Origin of the sequence: Sphingopyxis sp. EG6 (assembly GCF_003609815.1) — a bacterium.
Classification (GTDB): Bacteria; Pseudomonadota; Alphaproteobacteria; order Sphingomonadales; family Sphingomonadaceae; genus Sphingopyxis.
The window spans coordinates 1,054,520-1,076,346 of the sequence record NZ_AP017603.1 but is presented as its reverse complement, the minus strand read 5'-3'; the positions used below and the strand labels follow the sequence as shown (position 1 = coordinate 1,076,346).

At 65.4% G+C, this 21,827-nt stretch carries 24 protein-coding genes; 12 read left to right on the top strand and 12 right to left on the bottom strand.

Annotation, left to right across the window (positions count from 1 at the left end; all coding sequences use genetic code 11):
• The first annotated feature begins 85 nt into the window (after positions 1-85).
• Together SPYCW_RS05285 and SPYCW_RS05280 are read left to right on the top strand one after the other, a co-directional pair.
• Positions 86-1,603 (top strand): S10 family peptidase, encoded by a 1,518-nt coding sequence (locus SPYCW_RS05285; RefSeq protein ID WP_120215913.1) that lies wholly within the window; start codon positions 86-88, stop codon positions 1,601-1,603.
• A gap of 68 nt (positions 1,604-1,671) precedes the next feature.
• Positions 1,672-3,174 carry a S10 family peptidase gene (locus SPYCW_RS05280; RefSeq protein WP_120215912.1) on the top strand — a complete coding sequence of 501 codons (1,503 nt, stop codon included), beginning with the start codon at positions 1,672-1,674 and terminating at the stop codon, positions 3,172-3,174.
• A 172-nt stretch (positions 3,175-3,346) separates the two neighbouring features.
• On the opposite strand, the gene SPYCW_RS05275 is transcribed toward SPYCW_RS05280, so the two are convergent.
• Complete coding sequence (locus tag SPYCW_RS05275) at positions 3,347-3,784, bottom strand: hypothetical protein (RefSeq protein WP_120215911.1); 438 nt, start codon at positions 3,782-3,784, stop codon at positions 3,347-3,349.
• A gap of 163 nt (positions 3,785-3,947) precedes the next feature.
• Between SPYCW_RS05275 and SPYCW_RS05270 the strand changes: the two genes are divergently transcribed.
• Positions 3,948-4,649 carry an NRDE family protein gene (locus SPYCW_RS05270; RefSeq protein ID WP_331852388.1) on the top strand — a complete coding sequence of 234 codons (702 nt, stop codon included), beginning with the start codon at positions 3,948-3,950 and terminating at the stop codon, positions 4,647-4,649.
• 90 nt (positions 4,650-4,739) lie between these two features.
• Here the strand turns inward: SPYCW_RS05270 and infC are convergent, their stop codons facing one another.
• Both infC and SPYCW_RS05260 read right to left on the bottom strand, forming a co-directional pair.
• Positions 4,740-5,276, bottom strand: coding sequence for a translation initiation factor IF-3 (gene infC / locus SPYCW_RS05265; protein ID WP_039572576.1), 537 nt, complete (start codon positions 5,274-5,276; stop codon positions 4,740-4,742).
• 165 nt (positions 5,277-5,441) lie between these two features.
• Positions 5,442-6,629 carry a penicillin-binding protein activator gene (locus tag SPYCW_RS05260; protein WP_120218120.1) on the bottom strand — a complete coding sequence of 396 codons (1,188 nt, stop codon included), beginning with the start codon at positions 6,627-6,629 and terminating at the stop codon, positions 5,442-5,444.
• 10 nt (positions 6,630-6,639) lie between these two features.
• Between SPYCW_RS05260 and rsmI the strand changes: the two genes are divergently transcribed.
• The 4 genes from rsmI to SPYCW_RS05240 all read left to right on the top strand — a co-directional run bounded on the left by rsmI (position 6,640) and on the right by SPYCW_RS05240 (position 9,690).
• On the top strand, positions 6,640-7,500 hold the full coding sequence (rsmI, locus tag SPYCW_RS05255) for a 16S rRNA (cytidine(1402)-2'-O)-methyltransferase (RefSeq protein WP_120215910.1): 861 nt from the start codon (positions 6,640-6,642) through the stop codon (positions 7,498-7,500).
• Positions 7,497-7,847: a YraN family protein gene (locus SPYCW_RS05250; RefSeq protein ID WP_120215909.1), complete on the top strand. Its 351-nt coding sequence runs from the start codon at positions 7,497-7,499 to the stop codon at positions 7,845-7,847. The genes rsmI and SPYCW_RS05250 overlap by 4 nt, the downstream gene beginning before the upstream one ends.
• A gap of 174 nt (positions 7,848-8,021) precedes the next feature.
• Positions 8,022-8,972, top strand: coding sequence for a glutathione synthase (gshB, locus tag SPYCW_RS05245; RefSeq protein WP_120215908.1), 951 nt, complete (start codon positions 8,022-8,024; stop codon positions 8,970-8,972).
• A 109-nt stretch (positions 8,973-9,081) separates the two neighbouring features.
• On the top strand, positions 9,082-9,690 hold the full coding sequence (locus SPYCW_RS05240) for a DedA family protein (RefSeq protein WP_120215907.1): 609 nt from the start codon (positions 9,082-9,084) through the stop codon (positions 9,688-9,690).
• An 82-nt stretch (positions 9,691-9,772) separates the two neighbouring features.
• Here the strand turns inward: SPYCW_RS05240 and SPYCW_RS05235 are convergent, their stop codons facing one another.
• The 5 genes from SPYCW_RS05235 to SPYCW_RS05215 all read right to left on the bottom strand — a co-directional run bounded on the left by SPYCW_RS05235 (position 9,773) and on the right by SPYCW_RS05215 (position 14,472).
• Positions 9,773-10,666: a tyrosine-type recombinase/integrase gene (locus SPYCW_RS05235; protein ID WP_120218119.1), complete on the bottom strand. Its 894-nt coding sequence runs from the start codon at positions 10,664-10,666 to the stop codon at positions 9,773-9,775.
• Between the two features lie 100 nt (positions 10,667-10,766).
• Positions 10,767-11,912 (bottom strand): radical SAM family heme chaperone HemW, encoded by a 1,146-nt coding sequence (hemW, locus tag SPYCW_RS05230; protein WP_120215906.1) that lies wholly within the window; start codon positions 11,910-11,912, stop codon positions 10,767-10,769.
• Between the two features lie 153 nt (positions 11,913-12,065).
• Positions 12,066-12,692 carry an RdgB/HAM1 family non-canonical purine NTP pyrophosphatase gene (gene rdgB, locus SPYCW_RS05225; RefSeq protein ID WP_120215905.1) on the bottom strand — a complete coding sequence of 209 codons (627 nt, stop codon included), beginning with the start codon at positions 12,690-12,692 and terminating at the stop codon, positions 12,066-12,068.
• A 214-nt stretch (positions 12,693-12,906) separates the two neighbouring features.
• Complete coding sequence (gene rph, locus SPYCW_RS05220; protein ID WP_120215904.1) at positions 12,907-13,623, bottom strand: ribonuclease PH; 717 nt, start codon at positions 13,621-13,623, stop codon at positions 12,907-12,909.
• A 48-nt stretch (positions 13,624-13,671) separates the two neighbouring features.
• Positions 13,672-14,472 carry a dienelactone hydrolase family protein gene (locus SPYCW_RS05215; protein ID WP_120215903.1) on the bottom strand — a complete coding sequence of 267 codons (801 nt, stop codon included), beginning with the start codon at positions 14,470-14,472 and terminating at the stop codon, positions 13,672-13,674.
• A gap of 224 nt (positions 14,473-14,696) precedes the next feature.
• On the opposite strand from SPYCW_RS05215, the gene hrcA reads away from it, so the two are divergent.
• Complete coding sequence (gene hrcA, locus SPYCW_RS05210) at positions 14,697-15,740, top strand: heat-inducible transcriptional repressor HrcA (protein ID WP_120215902.1); 1,044 nt, start codon at positions 14,697-14,699, stop codon at positions 15,738-15,740.
• Positions 15,741-15,744: 4 nt separating this feature from the next.
• Entirely contained in the window at positions 15,745-16,305 is a 561-nt protein-coding gene (gene grpE, locus SPYCW_RS05205; RefSeq protein WP_120215901.1) for a nucleotide exchange factor GrpE, read from the top strand.
• A 201-nt stretch (positions 16,306-16,506) separates the two neighbouring features.
• Here grpE and def read toward each other — a convergent pair whose 3' ends face one another.
• Genes def through recR form a run of 3 tightly spaced genes read right to left on the bottom strand, consistent with a single transcriptional unit; the run spans position 16,507 to position 17,981 of the window.
• The gene (gene def, locus SPYCW_RS05200) at positions 16,507-17,040 is read right to left on the bottom strand and encodes a peptide deformylase (protein WP_120215900.1); all 534 of its coding nucleotides are present in this window, start codon (positions 17,038-17,040) and stop codon (positions 16,507-16,509) included.
• Between the two features lie 57 nt (positions 17,041-17,097).
• Complete coding sequence (locus SPYCW_RS18780) at positions 17,098-17,388, bottom strand: hypothetical protein (RefSeq protein WP_145985941.1); 291 nt, start codon at positions 17,386-17,388, stop codon at positions 17,098-17,100.
• Positions 17,385-17,981 carry a recombination mediator RecR gene (gene recR / locus SPYCW_RS05195; protein ID WP_120215899.1) on the bottom strand — a complete coding sequence of 199 codons (597 nt, stop codon included), beginning with the start codon at positions 17,979-17,981 and terminating at the stop codon, positions 17,385-17,387. The genes SPYCW_RS18780 and recR overlap by 4 nt, the downstream gene beginning before the upstream one ends.
• A gap of 227 nt (positions 17,982-18,208) precedes the next feature.
• Here recR and fmt point away from each other — a divergent pair, with 227 nt between their 5' ends.
• On the top strand, positions 18,209-19,129 hold the full coding sequence (fmt, locus tag SPYCW_RS05190; RefSeq protein ID WP_120215898.1) for a methionyl-tRNA formyltransferase: 921 nt from the start codon (positions 18,209-18,211) through the stop codon (positions 19,127-19,129).
• Between the two features lie 112 nt (positions 19,130-19,241).
• On the top strand, positions 19,242-19,982 hold the full coding sequence (gene truA / locus SPYCW_RS05185; protein ID WP_120215897.1) for a tRNA pseudouridine(38-40) synthase TruA: 741 nt from the start codon (positions 19,242-19,244) through the stop codon (positions 19,980-19,982).
• 163 nt (positions 19,983-20,145) lie between these two features.
• On the opposite strand, the gene SPYCW_RS05180 is transcribed toward truA, so the two are convergent.
• A complete protein-coding gene (locus SPYCW_RS05180) occupies positions 20,146-20,673 on the bottom strand; it encodes a CarD family transcriptional regulator (RefSeq protein ID WP_120215896.1) in 528 nt (175 codons plus the stop codon).
• Between the two features lie 314 nt (positions 20,674-20,987).
• Here SPYCW_RS05180 and SPYCW_RS05175 point away from each other — a divergent pair, with 314 nt between their 5' ends.
• Positions 20,988-21,806, top strand: a complete 819-nt coding sequence (locus SPYCW_RS05175; RefSeq protein ID WP_120215895.1) for an SDR family NAD(P)-dependent oxidoreductase — start codon at positions 20,988-20,990, stop codon at positions 21,804-21,806.
• Positions 21,807-21,827: the final 21 nt, after the last annotated feature.

The following is a 21,827-nucleotide window of genomic DNA, read 5'->3' as shown; positions in this document are numbered from 1 at the left end:
ACCAAAGTCCCTTTGTAACCGACAAGTAACCTTGTCTCCTCCGCGTCCGCGGCCTAGCGTCCGCGCCGCAACCGGGGAGGAAAATATGAAATCGGGTCTGTCACTTATCGCTCTGGCGCTCGCCGTCGCGGCACCCGCCGTGCTCCACGCGCAGGACAAGCGCGACGATGCTGGCGCCGCGAAGGCAAAGGCCGAAAAGCCCGCCGATTACGAACCGCAGGTCCGCACCACGCGGATGAGCGGCACCTTCGGCGGCCAGCGGATCAATTATGCCGCGACGATCGGCGAGACGATCATCAAGAACAAGGACGGCGTGCCCGAAGTCGCCGTCGTCACCACATCCTATGTCAAGGAACCGCGCGACCCGAACCGCCCCGTCACCTTCCTGTTCAACGGCGGCCCCGGGTCGGGTACCGTCTGGTTGATGATGGGCGCGTTCGGGCCGAAGCGCGTCGCCATCCCCGGCACCGGGGTCGACGACGGCGCCCCGCCCTATCCGATCGTCGACAATCCCGACGCACTGATGGACGTCACCGACGTCGTGTTCATCGATCCCCCGGGGACCGGTTTCTCGCACCTGATCGGCAAGGCCGATCCCAAGGATTATTATGGGGTGACGCAGGATGCCAAGCTGGTGGCCGAGGTCATCCGCCGCTGGCTCGCCGACAATGGCCGCTGGAACAGCCCCAAATATCTGGGCGGCGAAAGCTATGGCACGACGCGCACCGCCGCGGTTGCGCACCAGCTGATGAACGCGACCTATAATGACGTCGCGTTCAACGGGCTGATCCTTATTTCAACCGTGCTCGATTTCGCGGCGGGCGCCGACACGCCGGGTAACGAGCTGTCGCCGATCACCAACCTGCCGTCGATGGCGGTGACCGCGCTCTATCACGGCAAGGCGACCGGCACTTCGCCCGAAGCCTTTGCCGAGGAAGCGCGCCAATGGGCGATCGGTCCCTATGCCACCGCGCTGCTCAAGGGCCAGAAACTGCAGGGCGAAGAACGCGCCGCGATCCGCCGCGAGCTCGCGCGCTTCACGGGGCTTTCGGAAACCTATCTAGAACAGGCGGACCTTCGCGTGACGCCGCAGCGCTTCTACAAGGAATTGCTCCGCGACCGCGGCCTCACCGTCGGCCGCCTCGACAGCCGCTACACGGGCAAGGATTACGACAATGCGGGCGAAGGCCCCGACAATGATCCGAGCTTCTATGGCATCGACGCGAGCTACACCGCCGCGATCAACAGCTGGAGCCGCGACGGACTGGGGTTCAAGACGGACCGCGAATATCAGTCGATCGGCGGCATCGGCGGCCAGTGGGACTGGCGCATCGGCGGCCGCGACAGCAACGCGTACCTCAACGTCGCGCCCTATATCGGGCAGGCCTTGCGCGAAAATTCGGGATTGAAGGTGCTCGTCGCGCAGGGCTGGTATGATTTCGCGACGCCCTTTTTCGCCGCCGAATATGCGCTGTCACGCACCGGCATCCCGCAGGACCGGATCACCTACACTTATTATGGCGCGGGCCACATGATGTATATCCGCGACGAAGACCGGCGGAAGCTGTCCGAGGATGTGCGCGCGTTTATCGCTCGAAAATAGACTAGTATTCTTGCCCCGCCCTTGCCCGCGGCATAAGGACCGCCACCGCAATCGGGGAGAAGATACGCATGAAATCGGGCCTGTCGCTTGTCGCCATGGCAGTTGCCGCCGCGGCGCCGTCCATCCTTTACGCGCAGGACATCGCCGACAAACCGAAAGCCGAAAAACCCTCCGACTACGAACCCCAGGTTCGCACCACCAAACTCTCCGGTACGTTCGGGGGCCAGCGGATCAACTATGCCGCAACGATCGGCGAGACGATCATCAAGAATAAGGATGGCGTGCCCGAAGTCGCGGTCGTCACCACCGCCTACGTCAAGGAACCGCGCGACCCGAACCGGCCGATCACCTTCCTGTTCAATGGTGGCCCGGGGTCGGGCACCGTGTGGCTGATGATGGGCGCGTTCGGGCCGAAACGCGTCGAGATCCCGGGAAACGGCACCGACGATGGCGCGCCGCCTTATCCGATCGTCGACAATGCCGACGCGTTGATGGACGTCACCGATATGGTGTTCATCGACCCGCCCGGCACCGGCTTCTCGCACCTGATCGGCAAGGCCGATCCCAAGGATTATTACGGTGTGACGCAGGACGCCAAGCTGGTCGCCGAGGTGATCCGTCGCTGGCTGAACGACAATGGCCGCTGGAACAGCCCGAAATATCTTGGCGGTGAAAGCTACGGCACCACCCGATCCGCCGCAGTCGCCAACCAGTTGATGAACACGACGTACAACGACGTCGCGCTGAACGGCATCATCCTCATTTCGACCGTGCTCGATTTTGGCGCCGGCGCCGATGTTCCGGGCAACGAGCTGTCACCGATCACCAACCTGCCGTCGATGGCCGTCACCGCGCTCTATCATGGCAAAGCGACCGCGACGTCGCCCGAGGCCTTTGCCGAGGAAGCCCGGCAATGGGCGATCGGCCCCTATGCCTCGGCGCTGCTCAAAGGGCAGAAGTTGCAGGGCGAAGAACGCGCCGTGATCCGCCGCGATCTGGCGCGCTTCACCGGCCTTTCCGAAACCTATCTCGACAGCACCGACCTGCGCGTCTTGCCCAACCGTTTCTACAAGGAGTTGTTGCGCGACCGCGGCCTGACCGTCGGCCGGCTCGATGCTCGTTACACGGGCCGCGACTACGACAACGCCGGTGAACGTCCCGACAACGATCCCAGCTTCTATGGCATTGATGCGAGCTACACAGCGGCGATCAACAGCTGGAGCCGCGACGGGCTCGGCTTCAAGACCGACCGTGAATATCAGTCGATCAGCAATATCAGCAGCCAGTGGGACTGGCGCATCGGCGCCCGCGACGTCAACGCTTATCTGAACGTCACCCCCTATATCGGACAGGCGCTGCGCGAAAATTCAGGACTGAAGGTTCTGGTTGCACAAGGCTATTATGATTTCTCGACGCCCTTTTTCGCCGCCGAATATGCGCTGTCGCGCACCGGCATCCCGCAGGATCGCATCACCTACACATATTATGGCGCGGGCCATATGATGTATATCCGCGACGAGGATCGGCGGAAGCTGTCCGAGGATGTGCGGGCGTTTATTCGGGCGCGATAGGAGCCGCGGCGAATTGCGGTCACAAAATCCTCCCTGTCGCGAAGCGATGGGGAGGGGGACCGCCGCCGCAGGCGGCGGTGGAGGGGCCGCGACGTTGCGTCTTTCCCCCTCCGTCAACCCTGCGGGCTGCCACCTCCCCATCGCTTCGCGACAGGGAGGATTTAAAAGCAACTTACTGCAAAACGCCCTTCGCCGCCTGCGCCCGGGCATACAGGAACAGCGCAATCACGATCACCCAGATCACGGCGGTAAAGATCATCGGAAACGTCCCGAACATGCGCTCCAAATCGCCATAATGCATGCCGAACTGATAGACGCTGCTGATCGCCAGGCCGACGAGCGAAACCAGAAATGCCGTCACCGCATGGCGGCTGCGCGCGAGCAGCAGCACCGACCCTAGCACTGACCCCCACACGCCCAGCGCCCAGCCGACATTCGCCCATAGCGGGAAGCTATAGAAATACGCCTGTTGCTCCGCGGTGAAGGCGGCCATGTAATCGGGGTTCTTCAGCTTTGTCATGACGTAATCGAACGCGCCGAAAGCGTTCCACAGCAATGATATGATGCCGACGGCCCACAAGTGCCACGGCGTTTTTCCAGCTTCGGTCATAATGATCTCCCTCCCCAGAAAGATTGCAACGCGCAAACCGCCGGCGCCCCTCAGCAACCGCGGTGCGCTAATGATATAACACACTGGCGGCACAACCGAAACAAAGATGTCGCGGCGACCTGCCAAGGCGCTTGGCAAGCCGCGCCGAGATCGCGATAGGCGCATGATGTGCGTTGTTGCTCTCGCCTGGCAGGTCCATCCCGACTGGCCGCTGATCCTGATCGGCAACCGCGACGAATTCCACGCGCGCGCCGCGGCGCCGCTCGCGGCGTGGAGCGATGGCAGCGGTATCGTCGCCGGGCGTGATTTGCAGGCGGGCGGGACGTGGCTTGGCGTCCATGCGCCCAGCGGCCGCGCGGTCGTCGTCACCAATGTGCGTGGCGCGATGCCCGATCCGGCGAAGGAATCGCGCGGCGCGCTCGTGACCGACATGCTGCGCGGCGAGGGGCGGTTTGCCAATCCAACCGCAACCGACCTCGACCGTTTCAACGCCTTCAACCTGCTGGCTGTCGGCGACGGGCAGGCCCGCTTGCTGACCAATCGGCCGCTGCCACAGATCGCCACGCTTAGCGCCGGTATCTACGCGCTCGCCAACGAGCCCGTCGACACGCCCTGCCCGCGCGCCGAGCGCCTGCGCGCCGCATTGGCAGCGGTGGTCGAGGCGCGCGCCGACCCCGAAGGCCTGCTCGACACGCTGACCGCGACAAGCGACCCGGCGCTGTTCCTGCGCGGCGACGTCTATGGCACGCGCGCGTCGACGCTCGTCGCGATCGCCGCCGACGGCCGCGTGCGGATGACCGAACGCCGATACGAAAAGGGCGGCCGTCCCGTTGGAACGACCGCCCTGGAATTTCGGATTGGCTGAACATACCGTCGCCCCCGCGGAGGCGGGGGCCGCAAGCAACCTTACGCCACGCCGACAGCGGCCCCCGCCTTCGCGGGGGCGACGAATAAGTTACTTCGGCGCGATGACCATCAGCATCTGGCGGCCTTCGGTGCGCGGATGCGCCTCGACCTTCGCGATTTCCGACGTCAGTTCGGCAACGCGCTGGAGCACGTTCAGGCCAAGCTGGGTGTGGCTCATTTCGCGGCCGCGGAAGCGCATGGTCATCTTGACCTTGTCGCCTTCCTCCAGGAAGTCGAAAACCTTGCGCATCTTCACATCGAAATCATGATCGTCGATGTTCGGACGCATCTTGATCTCTTTGATTTCCTGCGTCTTCTGGCTCTTGCGCGCCAGGTTCGCCTTTTTCTGGGCTTCGTATTTAAACTTGCCCACATCGAGGAATTTGCACACCGGCGGATCGGCGTTGGGGGAGACTTCGACCAGGTCCAGCCCGACGGAGGCGGCCTGTTCGATCGCTTCGGCGGTCAGCATCACGCCCAGATTTTCGCCTTCCTCGTCGATCACGCGGACCTTGGGCGAGGCGATGAATTCATTGTATCGCGGGCCGTTTTTCGGCGGCATCGGCGCCATCGGGCGGCGAGTCATGGGCGGTGGTATAGCTGTATCTCCTGATCGTGGACGGGTGGCGCGCGGAATCAGCGCGATCCACGCACGCCATGTTCATATAGTGAACGCGCACGCGCCGTAAAGGCCGCGCGTGACATTCAGGCGACGCTTTTTGGGCCTACTGTGCCGGTCAGGCCACGCCGATCACCATTTTGTCGGCGCCGGATCGACGACGCGGAAGCCGCCAGCGCCGATCTCGCTGACCTCCAGCGCGCGCTGTGCAATGCCGCGGTTGTTGAAGCGGAAAATGCCGTCGATGCCGCCGAACCCGTCGGCCGCGAGCAACTGGTTCACCGGAAAGCTGGTGCCGGGTTTCCAGTCGCGCGCAATCCGGACGGTCAGCAGCACCGAATCATATCCGAGGCTGGCGAGCCGATACGGCGCCTTGCCGAACCGGGTGCGATATTTCCCCGCGAGCTGGCCATAGAGCCCGTCGGACACGCTGGCGAACCACGACCCACGCATCACCGGGCTGCTGCCGAGCGACGCATCGGTGTTCCATAGCTCGGTCCCCAGAATCTGGCGCGGGCCGCTGCCCTTGATGACCGGAACGGCGCGGATCGCATTGCCGCCGCTGTCGGCGATCAGCACCGCATCGATCGCGCCGGCATTGGCGATCCGCCGCGCCGCGCCGGTCAGCGCAGTGGCGCTGCGGTCATAGCTTTCGACTGCGACCAGCGTCCCGCCCGCGGCGCTGACCGCGCTGCGGAAGGCCGCGACCGAACGGTCGCCATAGACATTTTTCGGCACCAGCGCGCCAAAGCGCTGATGCCCCTTGCCGCGCGCGAAGGCGACAACGCGCTCGACCGACTGGCCGGGGACAAAGCCCATGATGAACACGCCATTGCCCGCGACGCTGCTGTCGTTCGAGAAGCTCAGCACCGGCACCTTGGCATCGCGCGCGATCGGCGCCACCGCGGCGACATCTTCGCTGAGCAGCGGACCGAGGATCAGCTTGTTGCCATCGGCGACCGCCTGCCGCGCCGCCGCGGCGGCGCCGAGCGCGGTGTCATAGGTGGTGATGCGCACACGCTCGGTCCGCGAATCGAGCAGCGCCAGCGTCGTCGCGTTGGCGATTGCGGTGCCGACGTCGGCGTTGGCGCCGGTCTGCGGCACCAGCAGCGCGACGCGGTGGCGATCGGTGTCGGTCGGCAGGCCGGGCCCGACATTGTCGGTCGGGGTTTCGGGCGGCGGCGGCGTCGCCGGGCCATTGCTTTTCGGCACCACCTGGCACGCGGCGAGCAACCCCGCCATCGCCACCGCGCCGAGTCCGCGCAGCAGCTGCCGCCGCGGCGATGCATATGCTTGGCGCTCGGCAGCAGTTTCTGCCATTTTCGGCGTCATGCCAGATTCGACCATCTCAAATTCTCCCTTGCCCGGTCTCTATATCGTCGCGACCCCCATCGGCAACCTCGGCGACATCAGCGCGCGCGCCGCGGCGGTGCTGGGGCGCGCCGACCTGATCGCCGCCGAGGATACCCGCGTCACGGCAAAGCTGCTTTCACATCTTGGCCTGCGCGTGCCGATGACTCCCTATCATGACCATAGCGACGAGCGGACCCGCGCGGCGCTGATCAGCCGCATGGCTTATGAAATTGTCGTTCTGGTGTCAGACGCCGGCACCCCGCTGATTTCGGACCCCGGATACAAGCTGGTGCGCGATGCGCGCGCCGCCGGGCGGCACGTCACCACCCTGCCCGGCCCCTGCGCCGCGATCGCCGCGATCACCCTGTCGGGGCTGCCCAGCGACCGCTTCCTGTTCGCGGGCTTCCTGCCCAACAAGGCGAAGGCACGCGCCGACACGATTGCCGAATTTGCCGCGCTGCGCGCCACGCTTGTTTTCTACGAAAGTGGCCCGCGCCTTGCCGCCGCGCTCGCCGCGCTCGCCGAGGGACTGGGCGACCGCGAGGCGGCGGTCGCGCGCGAAATCAGCAAGCTCTACGAGGAATGCGTCACCGGCACGCTGAGCGAACTCGCGGCGCGTTATGCCGACGCCCCGCCAAAGGGCGAGATCGTCATCGTCGTCGCCCCGCCGGGCGAAGCGGCCCCCGAAGCGGCCGATGACGCGACACTTGCCGCGGCGCTGCGCAAAGCGATGGCCGACAAGCCGGTCGCACAGGCCGCGAAAGCGGTCGCCAAACGCTTCGGGCTCGATCGGCACGACGTCTATGCCCGCGCGCTCGCGCTAAAGGATGCCGGTTGAAGCGCGCCGCCGCCGAAGCGCGAGGTCGCAAGGCCGAACGCCGCGCGGCATGGTGGCTGCGGCTGCACGGCTGGCGTATCCTGGGCGAACGGTTGCGCGTCGCGGCGGGTGAAGTCGATCTGGTCGCGCGTCGCGGGCGCGTCGTCGCCTTCATCGAGGTAAAATGGCGCGAACGCCCCGAAGACCTCGACCTCGCGATCGACCAATATCGCCTGCGCCGCGTCGCGGCGGCGGCAGAAATGCTCAGCCCGCGCTTTGCCCGGCCGCAAGATGACATCCGCATCGACGTGATGCTCCTTGCGCCGGGGCGCCTGCCGCGCCATCTGGTCCACGTCTGGCAGCCGTGACGGGTTGCTGAAAATATTCAAGCCCCTCTCCTTCAGGGGAGGGGCAGCGAGACTTGGCCCGGCGTTAGCCGGGCCTTTAGTCGAGCGGGGTGGGGGCCATCGGCCTTGCATCACGCCGACAGCCCCCACCCCAACCCCTCCCCTGAAGGGGAGGGGCTTGAGAAGGATAGACGAATGACCCTGCGCGCAGCCGTGCAAATGGACCCGATGGACAATATCAACATCGGGGGCGACAGCAGTTTCCACCTGATGCTGAAGGCGCTCGAACGCGGGTACACTCTCTACCATTATGACGTGCGCGGCCTGACGTGGGAGGCCGGACGGCTGACGACGAAGGCGCACCGCGTGCTCGACGTGAAGCGCGAGGCCGGCGATCACTACCGCCTCGGCGACCAGGTGACCCTCGACCTTGGCCGTGATGTCGATGTCGTACTGATGCGGCAGGATCCACCGTTCGACCTCGGCTACCTGACCGGCACCTGGCTGCTCGAACGCATTGCCGGGGAAACCTTGGTCGTCAACGATCCCGTCTCGGTCCGCAACGCCCCCGAAAAGGTCTTCGTGCTCGACTATGCCGAATTTATGCCGCCGACGATGGTCACCCGCGACCTCGACGCGGTGAAGGATTTTCAGGCGCGCCACGGCGCGGTCGTCATCAAGCCGCTCCACGGCAATGGCGGCAAGGCGGTGTTCAAGATCGACGCCGACGGCAGCAATTTGGGCGCGCTGGTCGAGCTGTTCGGGCAGGTGTGGCCCGAACCCTTCATGGTTCAGCAATTCCTGCCCAGCGTTGCGCAAGGCGACAAGCGCATCGTCCTCGTCGACGGCGAGGTCGCGGGCGCGATCAACCGCAAACCCGGCGAAGGCGAATTCCGCTCTAACCTGGCGGTCGGCGGTTATGCCGAGGCGGCCGAGCTGACCCCGCGCGAACAGGAAATCTGCGCCGCGCTCGGTCCCGCGCTCAGGGACCGCGGGCTGATCTTTGTCGGGATCGACGTGATCGGCGGCGAATGGCTGACCGAAATCAACGTCACCTCGCCCACCGGCATCGTCGCGATCGACCGGTTCAACAACAGCGATACGGCGGGCATGATCTGGGACGCGATCAAACGAAGGATCGGTTAGCCAATGTTATGCGTCATTGCGAGGAGCGAAGCGACGAAGCAATCCTGAGCGGTGTAAGGCCGCCTCTGGATTGCTTCGCTTCGCTCGCAATGACGAGGCTTGTTGAACGATGACCGATTTCATCCTGAACCTGATCCAGAGCTGGGGCTACGCCGGGATCTTCATCCTCATGTTCCTTGAAAATGTCTTCCCGCCGATCCCGTCGGAGGTCATCATGGGCCTTGGCGGCATCGCGGTGGCAAAAGGGCATTTCGACTTCTGGACCCTGGTCGCGGTCGCCGTCGCCGGAACGACCGCGGGCAATTGGGTGTGGTACGGGGTCGGGCGCTGGATCGGCTACCAACGGCTCAAACCCTTCATCGACCGCCACGGCCGCTGGCTGACCCTCGACTGGGACGAGGTCGAAAAACTGCATAGCTGGTTCCTGAAATATGGCCCCGGCATCGTGTTCGTGGCGCGCTTCATGCCGGTCGCGCGCACGATGGTCTCGCTGCCCGCGGGCATGGTGAAGATGAACCAGGCGAAATTCCTGGCGTGGACCGCCGCCGGATCGACGATCTGGATCAGTGCGCTGGCCGGCGCGGGCAACTGGTTCGGCGGTCAGTTCGCCAATCTGGATGCCTTCGTCGGCCCGGTGGCGCTGGCGGCGATCGGATCGCTGGTGCTGCTGTATGTGTACCGGGTGATTACGTGGAAACCGAAAACGCGCGAAGGCTGACCATGTCACCGTAGCCCTGAGCCTGTCGAAGGGCGCTTCCCAGTGAGGCGCCCTTCGACAGGCTCAGGGCTACGGCAATAGGCTAACCTGCCCGCGGATGCGCGCTGCGGTAGATATCGAGCAGGTGCGCGGCATCGACCGCGGTGTACACCTGCGTCGAGGCCAGGCTCGCATGGCCGAGCAATTCCTGCAAGCTGCGCAAATCAGCGCCCCCCGCCAGCAAGTGCGTGGCGAAACTGTGCCGCAGCGCATGCGGCGTCGTGCGTTCGGGCAGCCCCAATGCGCGCCGCGCCGCGCGCACGCTCGCGCGCACCACGCCAGGCTGGAGCGGGCCGCCGCGCGCGCCGAGGAACAGCGGGGTCTCCTTCGCGATCGGATAAGGGCAGGCCGCGACATAGCGCGCCACCGCCGCCGCAACCGCGGGCAGGATCGGCACGATCCGCGTCTTGTTGCGTTTGCCGGTGACGCGCAGCGTATCGCCCAGCGGCAGCGCTGCACCGGTCAGCGCCAGCGCCTCGCCGATACGCAGCCCCGCGCCATAGAGCAGCAGCAGCAGCGCAAAATCGCGCGCGCCGACCCAGCCCTCGCGCGCATTGTCCGCGACGTCCTCTGTGAGTTGCAAGGCTTCGGCGGGGGAAACCGGACGCGGCAGCCCCTTCTTGACGCGCGGCCCGCGCATTTGCGGCACGCTGGCGTTCGATCCGCCGACGAAGCGCAGAAAGGTACGGAGCGCCGACAGCTCGCGCGCCGCCGACGCATTGCCCAGCCCCTCGGCGCGGCGTTCGGCGAGGTAGGCGCGCAGGTCGTTCGGGGTCAGGCTTTTGAGGATGCGTGCATCGACCACGCCGCCTTGATGACGCGACAAGAAGGCGCAAAAGCGGGTCGCGGTCGCGATATAGGCGCGGCGCGTATGCTCCGACCGGCGCCGTTCGTGCGCCAGATGGGCGTCCCAGTCGCGGATGATGCCAGAAGACAAAGACCGCACCTTGATTCCGTTCGTGTCGAGCGAAGTCGAGACATGTTTGCGCCGTGCCGCACGTCCCTCGACTTCGCTCGGGACGAACGGTGCCAACAGGTTAGTGCGTTTTCACCACCTCGGAAAGGATTGAGTCGAGCAGCAAAATCCCCGCATCGGTCACTGCCAGCCGGTCGCCCGCGGCGCGCAAGAACCCCTGGCGCGCAAGCCGCGCCACCGCGTCTGCATCGACAAACGCCTCGCGCCCCAGCCCGCTCCGCAGCTCGACGCGGCGAAGGTCGATGCCTTCATTGAGCCGCAGCCCCATCAGCATCGCCTCGGTCGCGCGTTCGTGCGCGGGCAGGTTGCTTTCGCCCTTGATCCCGTGGCCGTTGCGCTCGACCGCCGCGACGAAATTCTCGGGCTTCTTGTGCCGTTCGGTCGCTTGGCCCGTGCGCCGCCCGTGCGCCCCCGGCCCGACCCCCACATAATCGCCATAACGCCAATAAGTCAGATTATGCCGGCTCTCCTCGCCGACGCGCGCGTGGTTCGACACTTCGTAGCGCGGCAGCCCGGCGGCGCGGGTCAGCGCCTGCGTCGCGTCGAACAGATCGGCCGCCGCGTCGCCATCGGGGATGACCAGTTCGCCCTTTGCCGCGAGCGTGGCGAAGCGCGTCCCCGGCTCGATGGTGAGCTGGTACAGCGACAAATGCCCCGTTCCGAACGCCAGCGCAGCGGACAGTTCCTCTTCCCACGCGCCCAGCCCCTGCCCCGGCCGCGCATAGATCAGGTCGAAACTCGCGCGCGGGAAACAGGTTTGCGCCGCGGCAATCGCGCGCCGCGCCTCGTAGCCGCTGTGCGCACGGCCCAGAAAATCAAGCACTTGCGGATCGAAGCTCTGGACGCCGATCGATACGCGATTGACCCCCGCCGCCGCCAGATCGGCGAAAGCGGCGACTTCGACCGAATTGGGGTTCGCTTCCAGCGTGATTTCGCAATCGTCGGTCAGCCCCCACAGCGCCGCCGCCTCGGCGATCACTGCCGCCACCGTCGCGGGCGGCATCAGGCTCGGCGTGCCGCCCCCAAAGAAGATCGACGACACGGTCCGCCCCGGCAGCAGCATGGCCTCATGCCGCAAATCCGCCAGCAACGCGGCGCGCCAGACGTCCTGATCGACGCTTTCGCGCACATGGCTGTTGAAGTCGCAATAGGGACATTTGCTGACGCAGAACGGCCAATGGACATAAAGGGCGAGTGGTTCGGCCATACGGGGCGATATAGCGATGCCTATCCATCTTCGTCATACTGAACTTGTTTCAGCATCCATGGCCGGACGCCGAATTTGGGGCGGCGCCGAAAGAAACGGCGGCCATGGACCCTGAAACAAGTTCAGGGTGACGAGGTTTGGGAGGTCGGCCTTCTAAAACACCCCCGCCACCAGCTTCGCAAACGCATCCGCCCGGTGGCTGATTGCATGCTTTTCCGCCGGGTCGATTTCGGCATAAGTCAACGACTTGCCGGTCGGCACGAACACCGGATCATAACCAAAGCCCAGCAGCCCGCGCGGTGGCCAGGTCAGGCTGCCCTCGGCACGCCCCTCAAACACTTCGGCATGGCCATCGGGCCACGCGAGCGCGAGGGTGCAGACGAAACAGGCGCTGCGATCGACGTCGCCCCCCTGCTCCGCGAGCAGCCCTTCGACCTTGCCCATCGCCATATACCAGTCGCGACCCGGCGGGCCTTCAAATGCCTGTCGCTCGGCCCAGTCGGCGGTATAAACCCCCGGCCGCCCGCCCAGCGCCGCAACCTCGAGCCCACTGTCGTCGGCAAGCGCGGGCAGCCCAGCCGCCGATGCGCTCGCATGCGCCTTCAGCAGCGCATTGTCGCGGAACGTCGTCCCGGTTTCTTCAGGCTCGGGCAGACCGAGGTCGCCCGCCGACACCGGATCGATCCCGAAGGGCTCCAGCAGCGCCCGAATCTCGCGCACCTTGCCGGCATTGTGGCTGGCGATGACGAGCTTGCCGGGGGAGAGCTTACGGTGGGCCATGGTGTGCTGATTTTCCCGTGGATCAGGTCGCAAAGCCTGAGTTTAGAGAGTTTCGCACAAAGGCACAAAGAAACGAAGAGTTCGTGTTTGCCGTGAAGCGGCCTTCGCTTTTGGCGTTGCGGCTGGTCGCAACGCTGGTGAAGGACGGGGCCTGCCGGCCCAAACTGCCGTCTTCGAGTCTTTGTGTCTTTGTGCGAATCGAATCTTCTTTACCTCAGCGACCCGTCGCCTTGTCCTGCGCCGCGAAAATCTCGCCGCAGCCGATGCGCGCCAGCCGCAGCAGGCGCAGCAGGCCTTCCTCGTCATAGGTCGCGCCCTCGGCGCTCGCCTGTACCTCGACGATCTGGCCCTTGCCCGTCAGCACAAAATTGCCGTCGGCTTCGGCGACCGAATCCTCGTCATAGTCGAGGTCGAGCACCGGCGTTCCCTGATAGATGCCGCACGAGATTGCGCCGACCTTGTCCGCGATCGGATCCTCGGCGATCGTCTTGGCCGCAATCAGCTTGTCGACCGCCAGCCGCATCGCGACCCACGCGCCCGAAATCGACGCGGTGCGGGTGCCGCCGTCGGCCTGGATCACGTCGCAATCGATGACGATCTGCCGCTCGCCGAGCTTCTTCATGTCGACGACGGCGCGCAAGCTGCGCCCGATAAGCCGCTGGATTTCCTGCGTCCGCCCCGACTGCTTGCCCTTCGCCGCCTCGCGGCTGCCGCGGGTGTGCGTCGCGCGGGGCAGCATGCCATATTCGGCGGTGACCCAGCCCGCCCCTTTACCGCGCATCCACGACGGCACTTTTTCATCGACGCTGGCGGTCACCAGCACCTTGGTATTGCCAAAGCTGACGAGGACGCTGCCCTCGGCATGAATGGTGAATTCGGTTTCGATCGCGATGGAGCGCATCTGATCGGGCGCGCGGCCGGAGGGGCGCATAAACAGTCCTTTCGATTTGTGATTGCCGACGCCCTTAGGCCGCCACCTTCATTCGCTCAACCGCATCCTGAAAAAATCGAGGATTTCGTCACGCGCCTGTACCGTCGGCTGGCCGGCCTCGTCGATCAGGTGGATCGTCACCACGCTGTGCGGGTTCTTCATCGGGCTGTCGGGGTTCGCGGCGCTATCGGGCAGCACCTTGCCGATGAAGCGGTCGCCGAGCGCATCTTCATAGGCCGCGAAGCGCGCCGCCTTGCAATATTTGTCGCCCTCGAAACGGTAGGCGAGAACGGTCAGGTGCTCGGCCTCCATCCGCGCCTTGACCGCGGCGAGCTCGTCAGGGGCGATATGCATCCCCGCGGGATCATTGAGCGGCAGCGACGGCTGCGCCAGCACCGGCGCGAGCACCGCGGGTTCCAGCATCATCGACAGCGCGAAATTGCCCGTGAAGCACATGCCGATCGCGCCGACGCCCTTGCCGCCGCATTCCCGATGCGCCTGCGCAGCCAGCGCGCGCAGCCACTGCGTCGCGGGCGAGCTTTCGTTCGCCTGAAAAGCGCGGAACTGGCGGCTGACGCACCCGCCGAGCATCGTGAACAGCGCCCCGGGCATGCGCGGCACCGCGCCATCTTTCCCGAAGATGTGCGGCATATAGACGGTGAAGCCCGCGTCGCGGACCCAGCGCGCGAAACGCGCGACATGCGGGCTGATGCCGGGCATTTCGGTCATCACGACCACCGCGGGGCCGCGGCCCATCGTATAGACGCGGTGCTTGCGGCCGAGCAGGATGATGTCGCGGTGGTCGAAATCGTCGAGCGGGTCGTCACGGTCGAGCGGGCGTGTGGTCATGGCGTTCTCCCCCGGGGAGAGGCTAGCGGCGATCTGGCGCAACACAATCCTCCCTGTGGCGAAGCCATGGGGAGGTGGCGGCGCGAAGCGTTGACGGAGGGGCAATGGCGCCAAGGTCGCAGCCCCTCCACCACGCCCTGCGGGCGCGGTCCCCCTCCCCATCGCTTCGCGACGGGGAGGATCATGCGCTTGCCCCCGCCCCTCCCCATCCCTAAATCCACCCTATGACGACCCCGCCGATCACCGAACTGACCATGCGCGCGCGCGACGTGTTCCGGCTCGTGGTCGACGCCTATCTCGAAACCGGGCAGCCGGTCGGGTCGCGCACACTGTCAAAACTCGCGAGCCTCAACCTTTCGCCCGCGTCGATCCGCAACGTGATGCAGGATCTGGAGGAATTCGGCCTGCTCGCCAGCCCGCACACCAGCGCCGGGCGGCTGCCAACCGAACAGGGACTGCGGCTGTTTGTCGACGGCATGATGCAGGTCGCCGAACCGTCGGCCGAGGACCGCGCGCAGATCGAAGCGTCACTTGCCGACGCCGGCCCGATCGAGAGCGCGCTCGCGCAGGCGACCTCGGCGCTGTCGGGTCTCTCGGCGTGCGCGGGGCTGGTGCTGGTGCCGAAGCACGAACGCGTGCTGAAACAACTCGCCTTCGTGCCGTTATCGGCGAACCAGTCGCTCGTCGTGCTGGTGGCGGGCGACGGCGCGGTCGAGAATCGCGTCATCGACATTCCGCCCGGGCTCAATCCGTCGGCGCTGGTCGAGGCGGGTAATTATATCTCGTCGATGCTGACCGGCCTGACGCTCACCGAAGCGATGGCGCGGGTGCGGCACGAGATCGAGGCCGAACGCATCGCGATCGACCGCGCGGCGCAGGATCTCGTCAGCCGCGGCCTCGCGATCTGGTCGTCGGACGGCGCCGACCGCCCGGTGCTCATCGTGCGCGGGCAGGCGAACCTGCTCGACGAGAATGCGGTCGGCGACCTCGACCGCGTCCGCCAGCTGCTCGACGAGCTCGAAACCAAACAGGACATTGCGCAGCTGCTCGACAGCGCGCGCGAGGGCAGCGCAACCCGGATTTTCATCGGATCGGAAAATAAATTATTCTCGCTTTCGGGCTCGTCCGTGATAGCGGCGCCCTATCGCGGATCGGACGGGCGCGTGGTCGGCGTGGTCGGGGTCATTGGCCCCACCCGCTTGAACTATGCCCGCATCGTACCCATGGTGGATTTCACCGCACAATCGCTCTCCAGACTGATACGATAGGTTTATGACGACACAAGAAAACGACACGCCGGTCGACGACGGCGCGAACACCGAAGCCGCAGCTGCCGAAGCCGCGGCGCCCGCCGAAGAGGCGAATGACGAGCTGGCGCAGCTCACCGAACAGCTCGCCGCGCTGCAGCAGGACCTGCTCTATGCGCGCGCCGAGACGCAGAATGTCACGCGCCGCAAAGACAAGGAAATCGCCGACGCGCACGCCTATGCCGCGACGAAATTCGCGCGCGACATCTTGTCGGTCGCCGACAACCTCGGCCGCGCGCTGGCGGCGCTGACCGACGAACAGCGCGCCAACGAGGGCATCAAGCCGCTGATCACGGGGCTTGAAGCCACCGAGCGCGAATTGCTCGGCGTCTTCGAACGCCACGGTATCACGCGCATCGCGGCAATCGGCCTGCCGCTCGACCCGAACCAGCACCAGGCGATGCTGGAAATCCCGAGCAGCGATTCCGAACCCGGTACGATCGTGCAGGAAATGCAGGCGGGTTACATGATGAAGGACCGGTTGCTACGCCCGGCGATGGTCGCGGTGGCGAAGAAAGCGGAGTAGCCAAACCCTCCCCTCCCTTTACGGGAGGGGATACAGGGGTGGGTGCCGCGGCGCGTCTGCGCCGCATAAGAATTTGCGACATAGAGGTTGGCAAGAGAGTCTCTTGGCGCACAGGTGCGCCAGCCCCCTCACCCGCTGCGACTAGCCAGCAAGCTGGCAAGTCTCGCAGCCCTCTCCCGCAAGGGGAGAGGGACGAGCTAATCACGCCGCTTTGCGCATCTTCATCAGCTTCTTCAACACCATCTCGCGCTTCAACCGCGACAGATGGTCGATGAAGAGGATGCCCTCCAGATGGTCATGCTCGTGCTGGATGCACGTCGCCATCAGCCCGGTCATCCGTTCCTGATGATGCTTGCCGTCCTCGTCCTGCCAATCGACGGTGACCTCGGCGGGGCGCGTCACATCGGCATATTGCTCGGGGACCGACAGGCAGCCTTCCGAATAGACGCTATGCTCCTCGCTCTCGTCCGAAAAGACGGGATTGATGAAGACGCACGGGCTCCGGATCACCTTCTTGCCCTCGGGGTCCTCAGGATCGGCTTCTTGCAGGTCGATCACCAGAATGCGCTTCGCCACCCCGACCTGAATCGCGGCAAGCCCGATACCGGGCGCGTCGTACATCGTCTCGAACATATCAGCGACAAGCTGTTTCAGCTCGGCGTCGAAGGTCTCGACGGGCTTGGAAATGACGCGCAGCCGCGGATCCGGGGTCTCTATGATGGGTAGGATGGCCATCGGGTGCAGGTATGGTCGGAGGGGCGTGGGGTCAAGGGGGCGCAATTCCGATCCCGATTACAAATCGGGATACGGGCCACAACTAAGATCAAACTCGACGTCTGAATTTAGAGCCAGTGCCACTAGCGCTTCCGGCATTACATCGATGGCGGCTTTCGTTTCCTCAACGGATTGATAGATGCCCGACGGCGGATAGAGGTAACGCCAGAACGAGTATTGCTGCCCATCTTCGTTGCGCGAACACCACTCCTCTGTCGCGATCTGAAAGAAACCGTCCGGCCGTATACAAATTCGAAAACGGCGGGTTCCTTCACCATCGGTATAAGCTGCGACCGCACGGACTTTCATCCCACCGGCCGCCTTGCCCTAAGCGCCTGCGCCAGCGTCCCCTCATCCAGATAATCCAGCTCGCCCCCCACCGGCAAACCATGCGCCAATTGCGTCAGCCGTACCGGATAACCCTCCAGCCGCTCGGCCAGATAATGCGCGGTCGTTTGCCCCTCCAGCGTCGCGTTCATCGCCAGCACGACCTCGTCGATGCCGCCCGCGGCAACGCGCGCGACGAGGGCGTCGATGCTGAGGTCCTGCGGGCGGATGCCCTCCAGCGCCGACAGCCGCCCGCCGAGGACGTGATATTTGCCGGGGAACAGCCGCGACTTGTCGAGCGCCCAGAGGTCCGACACCTCCTCGACCACGCACAGCGACAGCGCATCGCGGCGCGGGTCGGCGCAGATTGCGCAGGGGTCGCTCGTGTCGACATTGCCGCAGGTGCCGCAGGTGACGAGCCGCTCGGACACCGTCTGGAGGGCCGCGAGCAGCGGTGCGAACGCGCTCTCGCGCTTTTTCATCAGGTGCAGCACCGCGCGCCGCGCCGACCGCGGGCCGAGGCCCGGCAAGCGGGCGAGTTGCTGGACGAGGGCTTCGATTTCGGTGGAGGCCATGCACAGCACCTATCGCGGCCCGCCCGGTCGCACAACAATCCTCTCCCCTTGCGGGAGAGGATGCCGCAGCTTGGCGCGTAGCGCTTAGCGAAGGCTGGAGAGGGGTTGCGACGGCGCAGCCCCCTCACCCGCTGCGACTGGCGAGCAAGCTCGCAAGTCTCGCTGCCCTCTCCCGCAAGGGGAGAGGGGCTTGCACCACGCGTCGCCGTCCGCCAAAGCCCGCACCCATGCGTATCGCCTTCATGGGAACGCCGCCCTTTGCGGTACCGACGCTTGCCGCGCTCCACGCGGCGGGGCATGAGATTGCGTGCGTTTATAGCCAGCCCCCCCGCCCGGCGCAGCGCGGCAAGAAACTGCAGAAGAGTCCGGTGCAGGTCTGGGCCGAGGAGCATGGCCTGCCGGTCCGCACACCGCGCAGCCTGAAAAGCGAAGAAGTGCAGGCCGAATTCGCCGCGCTCGACCTCGATGTCGCGGTCGTTGCCGCTTATGGCTTGATCCTGCCGCAAGCGGTGCTCGGTGCCCCGCGCGAGGGCTGCCTCAACGTCCATGGCTCGATCCTGCCGCGCTGGCGCGGCGCCGCACCGGTGCAGCGCGCGATCCTGGCGGGCGATGCCGAAACGGGCGTGACGATCATGCAGATGGACGCCGGGCTCGACACCGGCGCGATGCGGCTGGTCGAAGCAACCCCGATCGGGCGCAAGACCGCGGGCGTGCTGACCCACGAGCTTGCCGAAATGGGCGCGCTGATGATGGTCAAGGTGCTGAGCGACCTCCACGCCTTCATGCCCGAACCCCAGCCCGCTGACGGCGTGACCTATGCCGCCAAGATCGACAAGAGCGAGGCGCGGCTCGATTTCCTGCCCAGCGCGGCGCAGGTCGAACGGCAGATTCGGGCGTTCAACCCGATGCCCGGCGCCTTTTTCGAACTCGACGGCGAGCGGTACAAGATATTGGCGGCAGAAATCGTCCACCCGGCGGAGACGATCGCGGGCGCAGCGCCCGGCGTCACGCTCGACGACGCGCTCACCATCGCCTGCAACCCCGGCGCGATCCGTGCGATGCGGGTGCAGCGCGCGGGCAAGCCCGCGATGGACGCGGGCGAGCTGCTGCGCGGACGGGCGATCCCGGCGGGCACGCGCTTGGCATGACACACCGACTCCTCCCTCGTCACCCCGGACTTGATCCGGGGTCCACTCCAGCGCTGACGACATGGACCCTGGATCAAGTCCGGGGTGACGATTTTGGGAAAGAAGGGCCCGTATGACCCGTTTCGCCCTCACCATCGAATATGACGGCCGCCCCTTTATGGGCTGGCAGCGGCAAGCGCATGGCCCCAGCGTCCAGCAGGCGATCGAGGAGGCGATCCACCGCTTCACCGCCGAAGAGGTGCAGGTGCTGAGCGCCGGGCGTACCGACGCCGGCGTCCATGCGATCGCGATGCGCGCGCATGTCGACATCGAAAAGCCGCTGACCCCGTTCAAGCTGACCGAGGCGCTGAACGCGCAGCTGCGCCCCGCGCCGATCGCGATCGTCGGGTGCGAGATCGTCGCCGACGACTGGCACGCGCGCTTTGCCTGTATCGGCCGATCCTATGAATATCGCATCGTCAACCGCCGCGCACCGCTGACGTGGGACAAGGGATTGTCGTGGCAGGTCGCACGCCCGCTCGACGCCGATGCGATGCACGCGGCGGCGCAACAGCTGATTGGCCTGCACGATTTCACGACCTTTCGCTCGGCGCATTGCCAGTCGCAAAGCCCGGTCAAGACGCTCGATAAGCTGACCGTCAGCCGCCACGGCGAGGAAATCATCATCGAGGCCGCGGCGCGCAGCTTCCTGCACCATCAGGTACGCTCGATGGTCGGCTGCCTGACGCTCGTCGGCTATGGCAAATGGTCGGCGCGCGATTTGAAAGCGGCGCTGGAGGCGGCGGATCGGCAAGCGCTGGGGCTGAATGCGCCGCCCGACGGGCTCTATTTCGTGGGGGCGGTGTATCCCTAGGCGAGCCATCCCATCACTCGTCACCCCGGACTTGATCCGGGGTCCATGACTTCAGCGCCGCGATGGATGCCGGATCAAGTCCGGCATGACGAAAGAATGCGGCGCACATCGAAAAAGGACGGCCCTCTCGGACCGCCCTTTCCCCAATCGCTACCCCGCGAACTTACACCTTTTCGGCGTAATACAGCGGCGCATGTTCATTCAAAATCTGGAGGATCTTCGCCTGCGCGGTCTTTTCGTCGCTTTCTTCCATCGCGCCCAGTTCGCGCGCAAGGCGGCTCGACGCCGCTTCGAAGATCTGACGCTCCGAATAGCTCTGCTCGGGCTGGTCGTCGGCGCGGAACAGGTCGCGGGTCACTTCGGCGATCGACACGAGGTCGCCCGAATTGATCTTCGCTTCATATTCCTGCGCGCGCCGCGACCACATGGTGCGCTTTACCTTCGGCTTGGTGGTCAGGACCTGCAGCGCTTCCTTCAGCGTCTTGTCCGACGACAGCTTGCGCATGCCCACGCCTTCGGCCTTGTTCGTCGGCACGCGAAGCGTCATTTTTTCCTTTTCAAAACGCAGGACATAAAGTTCGAGCTGCATGCCGGCGATTTCCGACCGCTGCAATTCAATGACGCGCCCCACGCCATGCTTGGGATAAACAACATAATCGCCGACTTCGAACAAGAGCGTGCTCACGGACATGCAAATTCCTTTTGTTGTGCCTTGACCCCGATCTGAAACTGCGACAACAGCGGCGCTTCCCGCCCTCTAGCCAAGGGGGACCTACGATCGCTCGGCGCTAGCCAGTCAGAGTGACAAGGGATATGGCTCCATCGGAACGCCGAAAAGCGCCCCAGCCCAGCGACGGGAAGAGGCAGAATGTCGGCGCGTTGATATTTATTATAACAGATTCGCAACAAAATTGCCACCCCCGCCCGGGATTGCCCCTGGGCGACGCCTTGACGGCTGCACGAACCCGTTTCAGGTTGAAACGAAAGCCAAGAATGGGAGCGGGTATGAAAGATCAGATCTGGTGGATTACGGGCGCCTCGTCGGGAATCGGTGCGGCGCTGGCCCGCGCGCTCGGCGCACGCGGCGCCAAGCTGATCCTGTCGGGACGCAATCTCGCCGCGCTGGAGGCGGTCACTGCTGACTGCGCGACCGAAACCCTGGTGCTGCCGTTCGAGGCGACCGACTATGCCGCCCTCCCCGCCATCGCGGAGAAAGCATGGAACTGGCAGGGCCGCATCGACGGGCTGGTCAACAATGCGGGCATCTCGCAGCGCAGCCTGGCGATCGACACCGACTTTGCCGTCTATCAACAGATTGTCGCGGTCGACCTGCTCGCCCCGATCGCGCTGACCCAGCAACTGCTGCGACGCATGGTCGAGGCGGGCGGCGGCCAGATCGTCGCGATCTCCAGCGTTGCGGGCATCGCCGGGGTGCCGCTGCGCAGCGCCTATTGCGCCGCCAAGCACGGCCTGATCGGCTATCACGACAGCGTCCGCGCCGAGAATGAGCATCTGGGATTGAAGGTGCTGGTCGTCGCGCCGGGCTCGGTGCAGACCAACGTCAGCCGCAACGCGCTCAACGCCGACGGCAGCGTCCGCGGGGAGAGCGACGCCGCGATCGACAATGGCCTGTCGCCCGACATCGCCGCCGCGCAGATATTGGCGGCGGTCGATGCCGGGACGCGCGAGCTGGTGGTGGCCGAGGGCGCCGAGGCCGCGATTGCGGACCTGCGCCGCAGCGACCCCGACGCGCTGTTCGACCGCATGAGCGCCATGGTGCAGGCGGGCTATGCGCAGCAGATGAAGGCCGCGAAGTCGGTCTAGCTGGCCGGTGACGGGCGGTGG

What these genes read in the sequence shown, in the direction of transcription:
- SPYCW_RS05285 (WP_120215913.1), top strand. Translation starts at nt 86, where the DNA reads ATGAAATCGGGTCTGTCACTTATCGCTCTGGCGCTCGCCGTCGCGGCA.
- SPYCW_RS05280 (WP_120215912.1), top strand. Translation starts at nt 1,672, where the DNA reads ATGAAATCGGGCCTGTCGCTTGTCGCCATGGCAGTTGCCGCCGCGGCG.
- SPYCW_RS05275 (WP_120215911.1), bottom strand. Translation starts at nt 3,784, where the DNA reads ATGACCGAAGCTGGAAAAACGCCGTGGCACTTGTGGGCCGTCGGCATC.
- SPYCW_RS05270 (WP_331852388.1), top strand. Translation starts at nt 3,948, where the DNA reads ATGATGTGCGTTGTTGCTCTCGCCTGGCAGGTCCATCCCGACTGGCCG.
- infC (WP_039572576.1), bottom strand. Translation starts at nt 5,276, where the DNA reads ATGACTCGCCGCCCGATGGCGCCGATGCCGCCGAAAAACGGCCCGCGA.
- SPYCW_RS05260 (WP_120218120.1), bottom strand. Translation starts at nt 6,629, where the DNA reads ATGGCAGAAACTGCTGCCGAGCGCCAAGCATATGCATCGCCGCGGCGG.
- rsmI (WP_120215910.1), top strand. Translation starts at nt 6,640, where the DNA reads ATGCCAGATTCGACCATCTCAAATTCTCCCTTGCCCGGTCTCTATATC.
- gshB (WP_120215908.1), top strand. Translation starts at nt 8,022, where the DNA reads ATGACCCTGCGCGCAGCCGTGCAAATGGACCCGATGGACAATATCAAC.
- SPYCW_RS05240 (WP_120215907.1), top strand. Translation starts at nt 9,082, where the DNA reads ATGACCGATTTCATCCTGAACCTGATCCAGAGCTGGGGCTACGCCGGG.
- hemW (WP_120215906.1), bottom strand. Translation starts at nt 11,912, where the DNA reads ATGGCCGAACCACTCGCCCTTTATGTCCATTGGCCGTTCTGCGTCAGC.
- rdgB (WP_120215905.1), bottom strand. Translation starts at nt 12,692, where the DNA reads ATGGCCCACCGTAAGCTCTCCCCCGGCAAGCTCGTCATCGCCAGCCAC.
- rph (WP_120215904.1), bottom strand. Translation starts at nt 13,623, where the DNA reads ATGCGCCCCTCCGGCCGCGCGCCCGATCAGATGCGCTCCATCGCGATC.
- SPYCW_RS05215 (WP_120215903.1), bottom strand. Translation starts at nt 14,472, where the DNA reads ATGACCACACGCCCGCTCGACCGTGACGACCCGCTCGACGATTTCGAC.
- hrcA (WP_120215902.1), top strand. Translation starts at nt 14,697, where the DNA reads ATGACGACCCCGCCGATCACCGAACTGACCATGCGCGCGCGCGACGTG.
- grpE (WP_120215901.1), top strand. Translation starts at nt 15,745, where the DNA reads ATGACGACACAAGAAAACGACACGCCGGTCGACGACGGCGCGAACACC.
- def (WP_120215900.1), bottom strand. Translation starts at nt 17,040, where the DNA reads ATGGCCATCCTACCCATCATAGAGACCCCGGATCCGCGGCTGCGCGTC.
- SPYCW_RS18780 (WP_145985941.1), bottom strand. Translation starts at nt 17,388, where the DNA reads ATGAAAGTCCGTGCGGTCGCAGCTTATACCGATGGTGAAGGAACCCGC.
- recR (WP_120215899.1), bottom strand. Translation starts at nt 17,981, where the DNA reads ATGGCCTCCACCGAAATCGAAGCCCTCGTCCAGCAACTCGCCCGCTTG.
- fmt (WP_120215898.1), top strand. Translation starts at nt 18,209, where the DNA reads ATGCGTATCGCCTTCATGGGAACGCCGCCCTTTGCGGTACCGACGCTT.
- truA (WP_120215897.1), top strand. Translation starts at nt 19,242, where the DNA reads ATGACCCGTTTCGCCCTCACCATCGAATATGACGGCCGCCCCTTTATG.
- SPYCW_RS05180 (WP_120215896.1), bottom strand. Translation starts at nt 20,673, where the DNA reads ATGTCCGTGAGCACGCTCTTGTTCGAAGTCGGCGATTATGTTGTTTAT.
- SPYCW_RS05175 (WP_120215895.1), top strand. Translation starts at nt 20,988, where the DNA reads ATGAAAGATCAGATCTGGTGGATTACGGGCGCCTCGTCGGGAATCGGT.